This is a genomic window from Pseudomonas sp. BB438, from assembly GCF_057180225.1.
This window is the reverse complement of sequence record NZ_CM170001.1, coordinates 1,465,375-1,479,221: the sequence shown is the minus strand read 5'-3', so window position 1 is coordinate 1,479,221 and position 13,847 is coordinate 1,465,375. Positions and strand designations below refer to the sequence as shown.

At 59.0% G+C, this 13,847-nt stretch carries 9 protein-coding genes and 1 pseudogene; 5 read left to right on the top strand and 5 right to left on the bottom strand.

Annotated elements, in window-relative coordinates:
• The first annotated feature begins 46 nt into the window (after positions 1-46).
• From AC1ZV1_RS06945 to AC1ZV1_RS06935, 3 genes are all read left to right on the top strand, one after another.
• Complete coding sequence (locus AC1ZV1_RS06945; protein ID WP_484296049.1) at positions 47-2,449, top strand: site-specific integrase; 2,403 nt, start codon at positions 47-49, stop codon at positions 2,447-2,449.
• A gap of 167 nt (positions 2,450-2,616) precedes the next feature.
• On the top strand, positions 2,617-2,979 hold the full coding sequence (locus AC1ZV1_RS06940; RefSeq protein ID WP_484296048.1) for a histone-like nucleoid-structuring protein, MvaT/MvaU family: 363 nt from the start codon (positions 2,617-2,619) through the stop codon (positions 2,977-2,979).
• A gap of 562 nt (positions 2,980-3,541) precedes the next feature.
• On the top strand, positions 3,542-3,970 hold the full coding sequence (locus tag AC1ZV1_RS06935; protein ID WP_484296047.1) for a hypothetical protein: 429 nt from the start codon (positions 3,542-3,544) through the stop codon (positions 3,968-3,970).
• Between the two features lie 159 nt (positions 3,971-4,129).
• On the opposite strand, the gene AC1ZV1_RS06930 is transcribed toward AC1ZV1_RS06935, so the two are convergent.
• Entirely contained in the window at positions 4,130-4,621 is a 492-nt protein-coding gene (locus AC1ZV1_RS06930; RefSeq protein ID WP_484296046.1) for a hypothetical protein, read from the bottom strand.
• Between the two features lie 88 nt (positions 4,622-4,709).
• Positions 4,710-7,937 carry an autotransporter outer membrane beta-barrel domain-containing protein gene (locus tag AC1ZV1_RS06925; RefSeq protein WP_484296045.1) on the bottom strand — a complete coding sequence of 1,076 codons (3,228 nt, stop codon included), beginning with the start codon at positions 7,935-7,937 and terminating at the stop codon, positions 4,710-4,712.
• A gap of 143 nt (positions 7,938-8,080) precedes the next feature.
• On the opposite strand from AC1ZV1_RS06925, the gene AC1ZV1_RS06920 reads away from it, so the two are divergent.
• Positions 8,081-9,685: a LuxR C-terminal-related transcriptional regulator gene (locus tag AC1ZV1_RS06920; protein ID WP_484296044.1), complete on the top strand. Its 1,605-nt coding sequence runs from the start codon at positions 8,081-8,083 to the stop codon at positions 9,683-9,685.
• A 275-nt stretch (positions 9,686-9,960) separates the two neighbouring features.
• Here AC1ZV1_RS06920 and AC1ZV1_RS06915 read toward each other — a convergent pair whose 3' ends face one another.
• Entirely contained in the window at positions 9,961-11,118 is a 1,158-nt protein-coding gene (locus AC1ZV1_RS06915; RefSeq protein WP_484297517.1) for an IS30 family transposase, read from the bottom strand.
• Positions 11,119-11,278: 160 nt separating this feature from the next.
• On the opposite strand from AC1ZV1_RS06915, the gene AC1ZV1_RS06910 reads away from it, so the two are divergent.
• Entirely contained in the window at positions 11,279-11,668 is a 390-nt protein-coding gene (locus AC1ZV1_RS06910) for a hypothetical protein (RefSeq protein ID WP_484296043.1), read from the top strand.
• A 21-nt stretch (positions 11,669-11,689) separates the two neighbouring features.
• On the opposite strand, the gene AC1ZV1_RS06905 is transcribed toward AC1ZV1_RS06910, so the two are convergent.
• The gene (locus AC1ZV1_RS06905) at positions 11,690-12,079 is read right to left on the bottom strand and encodes a response regulator (protein ID WP_416773985.1); all 390 of its coding nucleotides are present in this window, start codon (positions 12,077-12,079) and stop codon (positions 11,690-11,692) included.
• A 512-nt stretch (positions 12,080-12,591) separates the two neighbouring features.
• Positions 12,592-13,748, bottom strand: a pseudogene (locus AC1ZV1_RS06900) (IS30 family transposase).
• Between the last annotated feature and the right edge of the window lie 99 nt (positions 13,749-13,847).

The following is a 13,847-nucleotide window of genomic DNA, read 5'->3' as shown; positions in this document are numbered from 1 at the left end:
CGCAAATTAGGTCAGTCACGAAATCAACCATTTCGAGGACTGTCCCATGTCACAGCGTCCCCCCCACACCCCTCATGTGCTCTTCACCCGCGATCGCGGTTTCCAGTACGTTCGTAGCCTGCCCAAGGCCCTGCTCACGGACGAACGCCTGCCCAAACAGATCCGTTGGCCGCTCGGCCAGCACCTTGAAATCGCCCGCGACATCGCACGCCAACTCAACGAGGCGTTCGACGATCTGCTGCACCTGATCACCGAGCGTCGCCTCGGCGCGGACTACCTGCTGCAGTCGCTGGGTCAGATGTACCTGCAGCATCAGCGCGTGATGCAGGACATGCGCGTGCCGCTGGGTAGCCTGATCACTCCCAACGCGTTGGCGAAAGAGCCGTTGGAGCTCGGTTACGAACGCCTCGCCGATCAGGAGGCGGCATCCACCGTCCTCCTCACCGATGCCCAGGGCGAGTACAGCTTCGTCCTGCGCGACAACGGCTACGCGAAGCACCTGGACATGCTCCCCTTCGCTCGCTATGACATTCCCCTTGGCACTCACGATCTCGCTGCGGCACGCTGGAAAGCCGCATTCCTGCTGGAGGCCCTGGAGCGTCTGAAAGGCTGGAAACGTGACGGCTATCTGCATGTGCTGCATCCGCTGCTCACCCGCACCCTGGCGTGGGAGCAATTCATCCGTTTCGCGGCCAAGCCGCGGGAAGTGTCACTGTTAGAACAGCGTCTGCCGATCAGCTTGAGCGCGCTGGAATCCCTGCCCAGCCTCCAATACCTCGCGCAGCCGCACGCCGAGCTGATGCAGATTCGCCAGTTGGAAACGGGCGTTTATGTGCTGTATGTCGATGTCCAGAAGCTCGGCGCCCCGCATGTACCGGAGGGAGGCGCGCTCCAACTGCTGCTCCAGACCACCGACTGGGTCCTGGCCAACCTGCTGTTTGCCGTGGCGGCACCGGATTTGCTCAGCCTCCTGACAGCCTTCCTCAGGCAGGAGGAAATCGACACCGCATCGTTGTTACAACTCCTCCAGCAAATTCACGACCTGTTGGAGAAGTACCTGGCGGGACTGCCGAAGCCGGACAGCCTGCCAGAGCTGCCAGCGCCCAGTTCGCCTCAGGCCGCCCTGCCCGCACAGACGCAGTCGGTGCTCCAGGCCCTGTCCGGCCTACTGCCCGAGACACAAGCCGTGGCCCTCAATCGCGCATTGAGGGACGCCGGCGTATTTACCGCACCATCGCCCGGCGGGATTCGCTACGTCACGCTGGTCGAGCGTTTTAAGAAACATCATGAGATCAGCCAGACCTGGACGAATGCCGATACCCGTATCCAGAACCTGGCCCGTCTCGATGCACTGGTCGAAATCGTTGGCCCTGGTGTTGCCATCGAACAGATCACTCGCCAGGAAGCCGTACGGGTACGCGACGCCCTGCGGCTGTATCCGAAATCGCGGAACAAGACACCGGGCCTGCGGCAGAAACCGCTCGGCGAAATCATCGCGGAGGGTGGCTATACCCCCATCCACCCGCGCACGCTCAAACGCTATTTTGCGCTGTTCAAGTCAACCCTCGACTACGCCGTCGACCAAGGGCTGCTGGAGCAAAGTCCTGCGCAGTTAGTGCATTACAAGGCCCCCCAGGCTGGACGCAGCAATCGGAGTTACAGCCGAGAACAACTGCGGCTACTCCTCACCGGGCCGGTGTATACCCTGAACAGTCTGCCGCGCTGGCAATTGCACGCCTTCAAGTTCTGGCTGCCCTTGTTGGGGGCCTATCAAGGCGCCCGTCTCAATGAACTCTGCCAACTGCGCGTCGGCGACGTACGTCAGGACGCGGGGATCTGGTACCTCTCGCTGAACACCGAGCAACTCGGAAAACGCTTGAAAAACACCAGCAGTGAGCGCGACGTCCCCATTCATCACCGCGTCTTGGAAGCAGGTTTCCTGGAATTTGTGGAAATGCGCAGCCGTGAGGTCGGCGCGGATCGCCATGCGATGCTGTTTGACGGACTCACCCCTGTTCGCAATAAATTGCCAGGCGCCAGCGCCAGCCGATGGTTCCTAGGGAATGGCACCAACTTTGGCGGCTACATTGAGGCCTGTGGATTAGAGGGGCAAGGCCGAACCTTCCATGGACTGCGCCACACATTCATTGCCCAATTCCGCGCACAGAAATTGGACATGGCGATTGCCAAAGCTCTGGTCGGACATACCGATCGCTCCGTGACCGGACAGTACGGACGTGGCTATCCGCTGGAGGTACTCAAGGACGAGTTGGATCGTATGGATCATGGTCTTTCCCTCGAGCATATTCACTACCGCAATTACCTGAAGCTGCAGGAGCAACAAGCACCCTCCAAGGGTCATTCTGCCCCTATGTCGCGACGCGGCATGGCCAAGGTACAAAAACGTAACTGGCGGCGATTTATTCCGCTCAACATCGCCGCAAGCTAAGGCAGCGAGGCCCCTAAAAGGGGCCTCTTCTTTTTGTAATGGAAGAAGTTGACCACGCTCAGCTGTACGTCCCGTAATACTTGGCGACGATTCAATCGGCTTTATGGAAGTATCGCTCCACTTCCGATACATTGTTCCAGATAATTTTTCTTCTCGAGGTTATGTCAATGTCCAAACTTGCAGAATTCCGTGCGGCCGAGAAAGCCCTCGCGGAACAACTGGCCCATCTGGACTCCCTGAAGAAGAGCTCCGCTCTCCAGCGGGAAATCGAGTTCGAGGAGAAGCTCAAGAAGCTGATGGCAGAGCACGCCAAATCGCTGCGCGATATCGTGGCAATCCTGGATCCTGATTCGGCGCGCACCGTCATCACCCGCGCTGCACGCCCTGGTCGCCGTCAGCGGACTGTGAAGGTCTACAAAAACCCGCATACCGGTGAGGTCGTTGAGACCAAGGGCGGTAATCATAAGACCCTGAAATCCTGGAAGGCCGAATTCGGTAACGACACTGTCGAGTCGTGGCTGCAAAGCTAAATGCCGCCCTCGCTCGAACGCCCGGCCAAGTAAACGTAGTGGAGGGCTCTTCCCTCCTCTCCGGGGGCCAGACGTAAAGCATTTATCTCTTTCGTGACTATCCTCACCAGTCGCTACTGCTACCTACCTTCGCGGCTCGCCCCCTCCCGATACACATGTCGTTAACCTCCGAGATGTCGCCCGTCTCGTAAGCTCAAACTCTGCACCACCGCGCGCTATCTCTGATCGGGCCTTTAACTGCGTAATTGCATCGCACTTGACCACCTAATTGCATTGCCGCTGACCAGTCAATTGCATTCGTACTGACCACCGTTTGCATCCGACCTGGCCTGTACACGCCGAAGAGGCGACGGGCAGAGAACGGCCAGAAGCGGACGTCACCGGCGCTGATCGTTCAGCGCCTGGTTGTAACCTGCAGAGGACTTTTTTCGAATGTAGACGGGAAGGACGAGGCCAGGTCGACTTCAGGAGCGCTCTGTCAAGGCAGGTTACCTGCATAGCAGGGACTCGGTAGACTCCACGACGTACCACCTGAAAAACCATAACTGACGAAGGATCGCTCATGTCTGCAAAATCGATTCTGCTTATCAGCACGCTCGGCTGCAGCCTTACCTTGCTCTCAGGGTGCGCCCACTATTTCCAAAGCATCCCGGACATTATTGATGCGGGCGATTGGGAAGGACGCCCTTTACAGGAAGCCGTCGATACTTTCGGCAAGCCCACCGATGTTGTGAAAGACGGCCAGAACAATTCGGTCGCCCGCTGGATTTATGCTGAACAGTTCACCCGTACTCAGGGCTATAACGAATTGTCGGCCGGCCCGACTGCGGGAAGCGTGATGGTTACCCCGCACTCCTATCAGGAGAATTACGGTAAAGAGTGCCGTCTGGAACTGACATTCAATACCCAGAACATCATTACCGATTTCAAAACGTGGAAAAGCGTGGGGGATGCCTGCAACTCCTATTCGTTCTCGTACCCGAAAAAGTAGTCTCTTCAAGACACTGTCTCCGCACCTTGCTAGAAGGTCCGCGTCGGGTCGGTAGCAGCCTCTCGTCAGGGGCAGCAATCGGCCAGAAGCAGACATTTAGCTACCAGAGCAGAAACCTGTAGCCGGCAAACCACCAGATTGACGGCTACCGCTCCATCTCTAGAACAGGTACTTGTACCCCACCATCACGTCGTAGCCGTGGCTGTCGCCATCGAAGGCTTCGCGGTAGCTGGCGGAGACGGTGAAGGTCTTCTTCTCGCTGGTCTGGTGATCGATGCCAAGGTTGATCTCAGCGGGGCGGCCTGGACGGCCAGCGGCAACAGCGTCAGCGCCAACAGGCCAGGCGCTTTGCAGGGAAACGAGTGGGACATGGCAGCCACCTCCTGTGGCGGAGGAATCAGACGGAGCAGTTGGGGTCGGGTGCTGGGCAGCGACGAGGCAAAGCGATACTTGGCCGCCGGCTATGGCAGCATGGATGTGTTCGAGTGCGCGCGAGTCTTCCTGCATCTGCCGGACCATCCGCAGGACCCGCAGCGCCAGTTGCGCATCGGGTGCCAGGCGGGCGAGCTCAAGTAGCAGTTCGGCTGCAAGGTCGTCGTTGAACGAAGCGCTGCGGATGGCGCGTAGCATCTGGAAGTTCCTGTTGGGCATGGCTCACCTCGATGGGCAGCTCGGGCTGCCCGGGTTGTCGAGAGATTCGAATGCCAGGGTGGGCCTGGCCGGATGGAGGCGACGGGACCTACCAGTCGTAGCGGTAGCCGATGTTGACGCCCACGGGCTGCTCGACCTTGTCGCCCTTGGCCGCTTCGGCCTCGACGTACACCTTGTGCTTCTCGCCGAGGTTCAGCTGGGCGCCGACGCCAAGCTCGGTCCGCGAACCCGGCAGCGCGTTGTCGAGGGTGACCGCGTCGTTGATCTCCACGTCGGCCTTGCCCTTGAATTCGTGGATCTGGTTGATCTTCACGAAGGGCTGCAGGCTGCGGCCCTGTTCCAGCGGAATGAACTTACCGAAACGCGCCCCTACCCGCCCCTGCAGGCTATCCATGGCGTCGCCGTCGACCTTCATGCCGTCGCTGGACTTGTAGTCGGGGCCATCCACGCGCGATGCGCTGAGCTGCGCCTGCGGCTCGACGAACCAGCCGTTCTCCAGCTTGATGTGCTTGCCGGCCTCGACACTCACGCCCACGCCCTTGCCCGAGTAGTCGCCCTTGACCGAATGGCCCAGGTTGTTGGGCATCTTCACGTCGGCGTCGAAGTTCTGGATCTTTGCAACGCCATCGACATACCAGCCGTTCTCGTTCAGGTACGTGCCATAGGCGCCTACGCTGGTGGCGTCCACCTTGCCCTTGGCGCCTTCACCGAAGTCCATGTCGGCCTTGCTTGCGCCGACCATGCCGCCGACGTGCAGTTTCCCACTGGCCAGCGGAATGGCCTTGTCGGCGCCGATCTGTACGCCCTGGATGTCCTGGTCGAATTCACGGCTCTTGCCGCTGTCGACTTCCAGCCGTTTGCCCAGCCCACGAACCCAGAGACCGCCCTCGCCTTTCTCGCCGCGAATATCGCCAAGGCGCTGGTTGAGGCTGTCCATCTCGGCGTTGAACAGCTGGCTGGTAGCACTCTGCATGCCGAGGGCCGCATTGGCGCCCTTGGACAGATCCTGCGGACGCGGATCGGGAAATGCGGGATGCACCGGATCGACAGGCTGAGTCGGATCGCCGGGGTTCACCGGATCGACTGGGTCGGCCGGGTCATTGGGATCGCCCGGCACCAGCGGATCGACGGGATCGGTCGGCACGATGTCGTGGTAGGCCAGGTACCAGTCGTCCGCACTCTGGGTCAGGTTGTAGCGGTAGGCGCCCGCGTCGACATGGCCGCCCTTGAGGTTGAAGCTGGCCGGCCCGCCCTGGGTGTCCACCACCTTGAGGGCATCCAGGTGATCGGGCTGCTTGCCGCTGTCCTCGATGGCCAGCTGGTGGTCGCCGCTGGCGGTGCCCTGCACCACCAGCAGGTCGCCCTGGCGTCCGGCGATGTCGGTGTTCATGGCGAAATGGCCCTGCCCGCTGAGATCGCCTTCGACGGTCAGGGTCTTGTAGGCATTACCGGGCTGGAACGCGACGGTGCCCTGGGTCGCCAGTTGCCCGACATTGGAGTCGCCGGTCATCTGCCATTGGCTGGTTGCGTCCAGGCTCACATCGTCGACATTGGTGGCGGTGCCGGTCCATTGGGCGTTGTTCTGCAGGGTGACGTCGGCGCGGGTAGTGGCAAGGTCCGACTTGTTCTCCCAAACGGTCCCATTCCACTGCGAGTAATCGCGCAACTCGGTTGCCCGGTCGCTGATGATGTCGCCCTGGATCGTGCTATCCGTCACCGTGAGATCAACGCTGGCCTGACTTTGCGCGTTGATGATGTTCCCCGAGCCTGCGCTCAGCGTGCTGCGCCCAGTAACCACCACGTCGAGTTGCGCAAGATCGCTTACTTGAATGGCGTCCCCACTGACCCCCGTTACGTTGCTGGAATCACCGAGGCTCATTTGCGCGCGTGCGCCATCGTTCGAATTACCGGTGGCACGAACACCATGGGTGCTGCCGCTGAGCTGGCTGCCTTGCGTCAGCGATATATGCGCGCTGGATGAGTAGAGTTCGGCCCCGGTGGCCTCGTGAGAGTCCGCTCCCTGGGCCTGCACCCGGCTTCCTTCCAGCTTCACGTCGACTCCGCTACCATAAATGGCCAGTCCGCTGGCTTGCGGATCGTTCTGGGCGCCTTTCAAGGTACTGACCTGTACAGAGCTATCCACCAAGTCGACCTTCAGATGGCTCAGCTCGTCGTCCGGTCGGGTTCCCCCTAGGACCAAACCTCGAATCATGTTGCTGCCCGTAGGATCCGCCTGGTTCACCTCCAGCTCCGAGCCGCTCAAGCTGATGTTCTGTTGCGTGTCGCTGTTGCCGAACATCGGACTCAGCAGTGCAGCAACGCCCGTATCGGTGCCGAATAATCTGCTGCCGTCGATGGCGACGTTCGCTGTGCCGGTGACTTCCACTATCTGATTGCCCTTGTCGGCATTGTCGAGAGTCGAATTGCTGATGCTGACGTCAGCCACCTGACCTGCAGAATTGACCTGGATGAGACCGCTGCCCGACTTGTCGGTGGCGATTACGTTCGAGCCGGATATTTCCAACTGGCTGCCGTCGAGGACGAAGACGGTATCGTTGAGAGTGGAGCTGCGCGCTTCGAGTTTGCCCCCGCCCTGGAGCCAGGCGCCGCCGGCAATGGAGCCCTCCAGGGTCACGGTAGCTCCGGCGCCTTCAGCGGTAATGCCGATATCATTGGTGAGCTCGGAGTTCTCGAGAGTGATTCTGCCGCCATCGATTGCATGTACAGCCGTTCCCTTCAGCCCGGTTGAACTCGAGATATCCAGCTCACGCCCGTTGATCTGGCTGTTCTCCCCGGCAGCAAGGAGCACTGAAGAGCGATCGTCCCAACCAGTCTGCTGATTGGTCGTGGTCAGCCGCGACGAGCTGATGTTGATAACCCCGCCATCCAGCGCCACCGCAGTTTTCGAGCTGATTCCGCCGTCGAGAGTCTCATCCTCGATGTCCCAGGTACCACCGTCCTTGGCGATGAACATGACATAGCCTTCACCGAGGGTTCCGGTGCCGGTACTGGCCGAATAGTGCTTCCCTGCATCGGCAACCCCGGTGTGCGATTGGTCGAGCTTGTAAGGTATGCCGGACCAGTCGCTGGCAAGAAGCCGGACCTGCGCATGAACTGGCAGGGTTTGCGGGCCGATGTCGAGAGCAGCGGCGGATGGCTGCTGCTGGTCTTCGGACTCCGGGACGACCACGGTGTCCTCGGCCTCCGCCTCGGCGACTTTCAGCGAGAAAATGGCTGCCATGGCCATGCCGATGGCATGGGCCAGGCGGTTCTTCCTCATGCGTTCGAGGAAAAGAGAGGAACGGTGCGTTTTCATGATGACCTCCATCAGAATGGAACTGCCATCAGTCTTCGCCGCACTGGGCCGGGGGTCTGTCGGAGCTGCCTTATCGAAGCATCGGAGCTTGTCGGATTCGGATTTCGTCTAGGCTATGTGTGTCGGGTACGAAGGAGGCGCACATGGCCAGGGTCATTCTCCTGGAAGCATTGCCGGCCATCCGCGAATACCTGCGGATCGAGCTGGGGCAGATGGGCCATGAGGTCATCGATAGCGTCGGCGATGGCCAGGTCGGCCTGCAGCGGATTCGCCAGACGCCCCCCGACCTGGTCATCCTCGGGCTGTCGATGCCCGGCAAGAGCGGTCTGGACCTGATCGACCGCATCAAGGCTCACAGCCCGAGCAGCCGTCTGCTGGTCTACACCGCCCTGAATGCCGAGCACTTCGCCCCCCTGTGCCTGAAGGCCGGGGTGAACGGTTTCGTGAGCAAGGGCGAAGACCTGGACGTGCTCCGCTCTTCCATTCGTAGCGTGCTCAACGGGCGCAATCACTACCCTGCCCTGTCGCATGCCGCCGCGGAGGGCGATGAGCTGTCCGTGCTTTCGCCGCGCGAGCTGTCAGTGCTGCAGTTGATAGGCGAAGGCAAATCCAACCAGGCGATCGCGGACATCCTCTCCATCAGCTTCAAGACCGTGAGCACCCATAAAAGCCATCTGCAGGAAAAGCTCCGTCTGACGTCGCGGCTGGAGCTCGTGGAGGTGGCGAGGCGTCACGGGCTTGGCCGATCCTCCATCGACGACGGTTACGTCACCCTCGACGTACCGCAACAATGGCGCGCCCACATCGACAGGCTGCAGGCCATGCTCGATGCCGTCGGGCACCCGATGTTTCTGCGCGATCGGGACGGGCGGTTGCTGCTGTGCAATCGAGCGTTCCTGGAGTTCTACCAGGTCGCTGCCGAGGAAGTCGCGGGACAGGATATCCAGGGCGCGGTTTGGTTCGACCCCGAGCAGCGCCAGCGCTTCGAGGCCAGGTACGCCGAACTGGTGGCGGCAGAGCAACCGTGCAGCCTGGAGCACACGACCAGCGTCCGCGGTGTGGAAAGAGTGCTGCACCTGTGGGGCATGCCTTATCGGGACGACCAGGGAAAGATGCTCGGCATGGTGGGCGGGGTCCGTGACCTGACGCGTCAAGCCCAGACCATGCAGACCCTGCGTAAGGAGCACTGTCAGACCCGGCTAGCCAGCGAAGCGAGGATCGAGTTGTTCGAGTTGATTTTACTTGAACTCAACGAAGTACTTGCCAGCACTAGGCTTCGAATCAATAACGCCGCCCTTGACGAACTCGAACAGCTTATGGCCCGGCTATCCCGCTTAGTCAGCGTGGCGCAAAGTAAGCGCCGCCCGCACGAAACCCCCTGCGACCTTCGGCAGATTACCGCAAAGGCGTTGAAGAAATATGAGAACGACTTGGCTTGCACTAACCCAACCTCACTCCAAGTGTGGCTCGATACAGATATCTATCGTGAGCTCCTCGCCATAGTCATCCAGATGGTCCGCCCGGACTTCGAGGCAACCATAGATAGCAAGCGCAACAGCGAAGGCCTGATCGAAACCCAGCTGACCGTGACCAATCAGCAAGCAAACGGTAGAACCTCTATTACACTCTTGCGAACCGCGGAGCTGCTAGCAGAACGGCTGGGCGGGTCGCTTAAAAGAGCGACGCAAGGAAAGGGTTTCATTCTCTCCTTGACGCTGGAAGCAGCCGAGTCGCCTCTTTCGGGTTAGGTGGTGGCCTCAATCTGGAGGCCCGACTGCGAATCATTACACCACGCATACTCTTCGATCCTCTACGGGATAGAACTGGCGAGCACATAGAGTCTTCGCTTCAGGACTTGCGCGAACCTAGTGCTTTGGGTCGATGGATTGGGAAGGGTATCCATGCACAATGATCTGAATTTGCCCATTGAATAGTTGGCTTATGCGGACACTCACTCGCCTTGCATTGCTCGCCCCACCTAAACAAAACGCGACGACGCCGGCGTCTGCTTTGGGTTGTGGATTCAACCGATCGACGCAACAGACTGATTAAAACACTCGGCGGGAGTCGAGTACCCCAGGGTCTTTCTAGGTCGTTCGTTCAACCGCCGAGCGACCTTATCCAGCGCGTCCTGCGAGTACATCGAGAGATCAGTTCCCTTCGGAAAGTACTGCCGTAGCAGGCCGTTGGTGTTCTCATTCGTCCCGCGTTGCCAAGGATTCTGTGGATCACAAAAATAGACTTGGATATGCGTCGCCAGAGTGAAGCGCTTGTGAGCAGCCATCTCCTTGCCTCGATCCCAGGTCAGGGATTGGTAGAGTTCCTGAGGCAATCGCCGGGCATTCTCGATCAGTGCATTCACCACTGTCTCGGTGTCCTTTCCATCTACTTTCACCAGCATCACATAGCGGCTGCGGCGCTCAACCAGCGTGGCAATCTGACTGTTCTTACTGCCGCACAACAGATCGCCTTCCCAGTGCCCTGGTACCGCACGATCCTCAACGCAGGCCGGCCGCTCGCTGATGGAAAGCGTATCGCTGATGCGGCCATGGCTGTCGGTTTTCTGGGTGTGGTGACGCGACCGGCGCATCGCACGGCTACGGCGCAGATACTCCAGTAACTCTTTCTTCAATGCGCCGCGGGCCTGAATGAAGAGGCTACGGTAGATGGTCTCGTGTGACACTTGGTCGGCCACGTCCGGATATGTACGCTTCAACCATCCAGCGATCTGCTCGGGCGACCACTGGATCTGAAGCTTCTCCGCAACAAGCTGCGCCAACTTTGGGGACTGGGCAAGCTTGCAAAGCTTGGGGCGACGGGCCCTATCCCAAGCCGCCTGTTCAGCCTGGTTGGCACGGTAGCTTCGACAACCACCGTTACGGCTGATCTCGCGGCTGATGGTGGATGGAGCTCGTTCCAGGCGCATCGCTATATGCCGAATCGACTGGCCAACAGCAAGTGCTCTCGAAATCTCCTCGCGCTCAACTAGTGTGAGCGCCAACCTGGAACGTCGTCGAGTAGCTGGGCGAATACCGCCTGTCTCCGCAAGAATCCGCTGGATCGAGGAATGATTCCGGTCGAACAGCTGGGCAATCTGCTGGAGGGAATCACCTGCCTTCCAGCGATCCCACATCAGTGCTTTCTGGCTTTCGGTGTAGTAGATCCGAGGCCTTTGCTTCATCTGCAACACTCCTCCTGATTACACAGGGTTCAGTGTGTTGCGTTCACCGGTTGAATCCACAGTCGGTAGCTGCCTCTCACCTGGGCCAGCAATCGGCCACTAGCGGACTGTCGTAGCAGCTCATAGCTTCTTCTGCGGCGTAGCTGGTGATGATTTTCCGATGCTGAGCTATGTTGAAAAGGCTCTGGTCGTTGTAGACGCCGCAACCGCGGAAGACCAGCCCAAACAATCGCTTAACTTTCATTTTTGCTTCCGGACAGCAGCCATGAAAGACACCGAACGTGAAATGATCGAGCTCGCAACCCTAGCCTTCCTAGAGCTGACTCCCTCCTTACGCGAACAGATCAGACTGCTAATTCCTGCTTCGATGTCTCGCGAGGAGGCTGGGTCTTTCTTTCGGCATAAAGCCTGGTCAGAGCTGTGCCATGCGGCAAAGCAAGCAGGCATTCAACCAATGGATTACGCGAGCCAGGTGATAGAGCTGTATCGTCGTGACCTTGCGCAGAACAGACGGCTGCCCCCCGGGGAACTACTCAAACTACTTGGATAGGCGCCCATGCGATCCACTCGCTTAGTGTGGAAGCGCAAGAGCCTCTTTTACTGTGGTCATGAGTGCCGTGAGATCAAATGGCTTGTCGAGAAAGCGGTAGGCCGGGAAGTCTCTACTCCAGGAGCCACCTGACATAATGATAATGGGGATGCTTGGGGATCTCTGCGCAATTTGGCGCGCTAGCTCCAAGCCGTCAATTTCTCCTGGCATTGAGATATCAGTGAGCAGGAGGGCAAGTTGACTTGGATTTGCATTGATCCACGCGAGTCCATCATCAGCACTTCCAAGAACGATGGCGGGGATTCCGTAATCTTCCATCGCCAGCCCCAGGACTCTGGCAAGAGTCGAATCATCATCGAGAATGAGTACGTATGTGACGCATTCTGTGGGTGGGCCTCGGAGCGTTTCCATGCCTAATCTCCTGCGTGTGCAGCGGTAGAAGGCACTGCCTCGCCTACGTTCACATTATTCGCGTTACCCGTTTTTTATCCGACGCACGGTGGAGTTGATGGGTAGCTCAGCCAAATCAGGTTTACGCCAGTACTCTGACCTCTCGCTGCGAGCCATCCAGAGCTGTGGGTAATTTCAGGCTGCTTTTGAATGCCCGGTGAATGCCCGTGACTCGCTTGTAGGCTCTCCAAAATAAATACGCAGCACTCGATGTTGCGCCGAAGCTCGTTGAAGCGCTGAGCAGGAAAAGGGGGATCAGATGGGACGGCTTCTGTAGAGAGCTCATCCGCCAACATCCTCAGAAAGCACGTAGCGATGTTTAGACCAGAGGTGAATCGTCGATCGTCCCTTATCTCTGATTCTGCAATCGATTTGGTTGAACACAGGGCCTAAGGGCGTGTCACCTAGTACCTGTCGATGTCAGTTATGGGTCGGTAACTGTCCCTATCCAGCGGCAGAAAGCGGGTGTGGATTCAACCGATCGACGCAACAGCCTGGTTAAAACACTCGGCGGGAGTCGAGTACCTCAGGGTCTTTCTGGGTCGTTCGTTCAACCGCCGAGCGACCTTATCCAGCGCGTCCTGCGAGTACAGCGAGAGATCAGTTCCCTTCGGAAAGTACTGCCGTAGTAGGCCGTTGGTGTTTTCATTCGTCCCGCGCTGCCAAGGATTCTGTGGGTCACAAAAGTAGACCTGGATATCCGTCGCCAGAGTGAAGCGCTTGTGAGCAGCCATCTCCTTGCCTCGATCCCAGGTCAGGGATTGGTAGAGCTCTTGAGGCAATCGCTGAGCATTCTCGATCAGTGCATTCACCACTGTCTCGGTGTCCTTTCCATCCACTTTCACCAGCATCACATAGCGGCTGTGGCGCTCAACCAACGTGGCGATCTGACTGTTCTTGCTGCCGCACAAAAATCACCTTCCCAGTGCCCTGGCACTGCACGATCTTCAACGATGGCCGGTCGCTCGCTGATGGAAGTCGTATCGCTGATACGACCATGGTTACCGGTTTTCTGGGTGTGATGACGTGACCGGCGCATAGCACGACTACGGCGCAGGTACTCCAGTAACTCTTTCTTCAATGCGCCACGGGCCTGGATGAAGAGGCTGCGGTATATGGTCTCGTGCGACACCTGGTAGGCCACGTCCGGGTAAGTACGCTTCAACCACCCAGCGATCTGCTCGGGCGACCACTGGATCTGAAGCTTCTCCGCAACAAGCTGCGCCAACTTTGGGGACCGGACAAGCTTGCAAAGCTTTGGGCGACGAGCCCTGTCCCATGCCGCCTGATCAGCCTGGTTGGCGCGGTAGCTTCGGCAACCACCATTACGGCTGATCTCGCGGCTGATGGTGGAAGGGGCTCGTTCCAGGCGCATCGCGATATGCCGAATCGACTGGCCAACGGCAAGTGCTCTTGAAATCTCCTCGCGCTCAACCAGTGTCAGCGCCAACCTGGAACGTCGTCGCGCGATTGGGCGAATGCCCCCTGTCTCCGCAAGAATCCCTTGGATCGAGGAGTGGTTCCGATCGAACAGCTGCGCAATCTGCTGGAGCGAGTCACCTGCCTTCCAGCGATCCCACATCAAGGCCTTCTGGCTTTCGGTGTAGTAGATCCGAGGTCTTTGCTTCATCTGCAACACTCCTCCTGCTTACACAGGGTTCAGTGTGTTGCGTTCACCGGTTGAATCCACAGTCGATTGCGGCCGGTCGTGACTACGGTGTGACTGGTT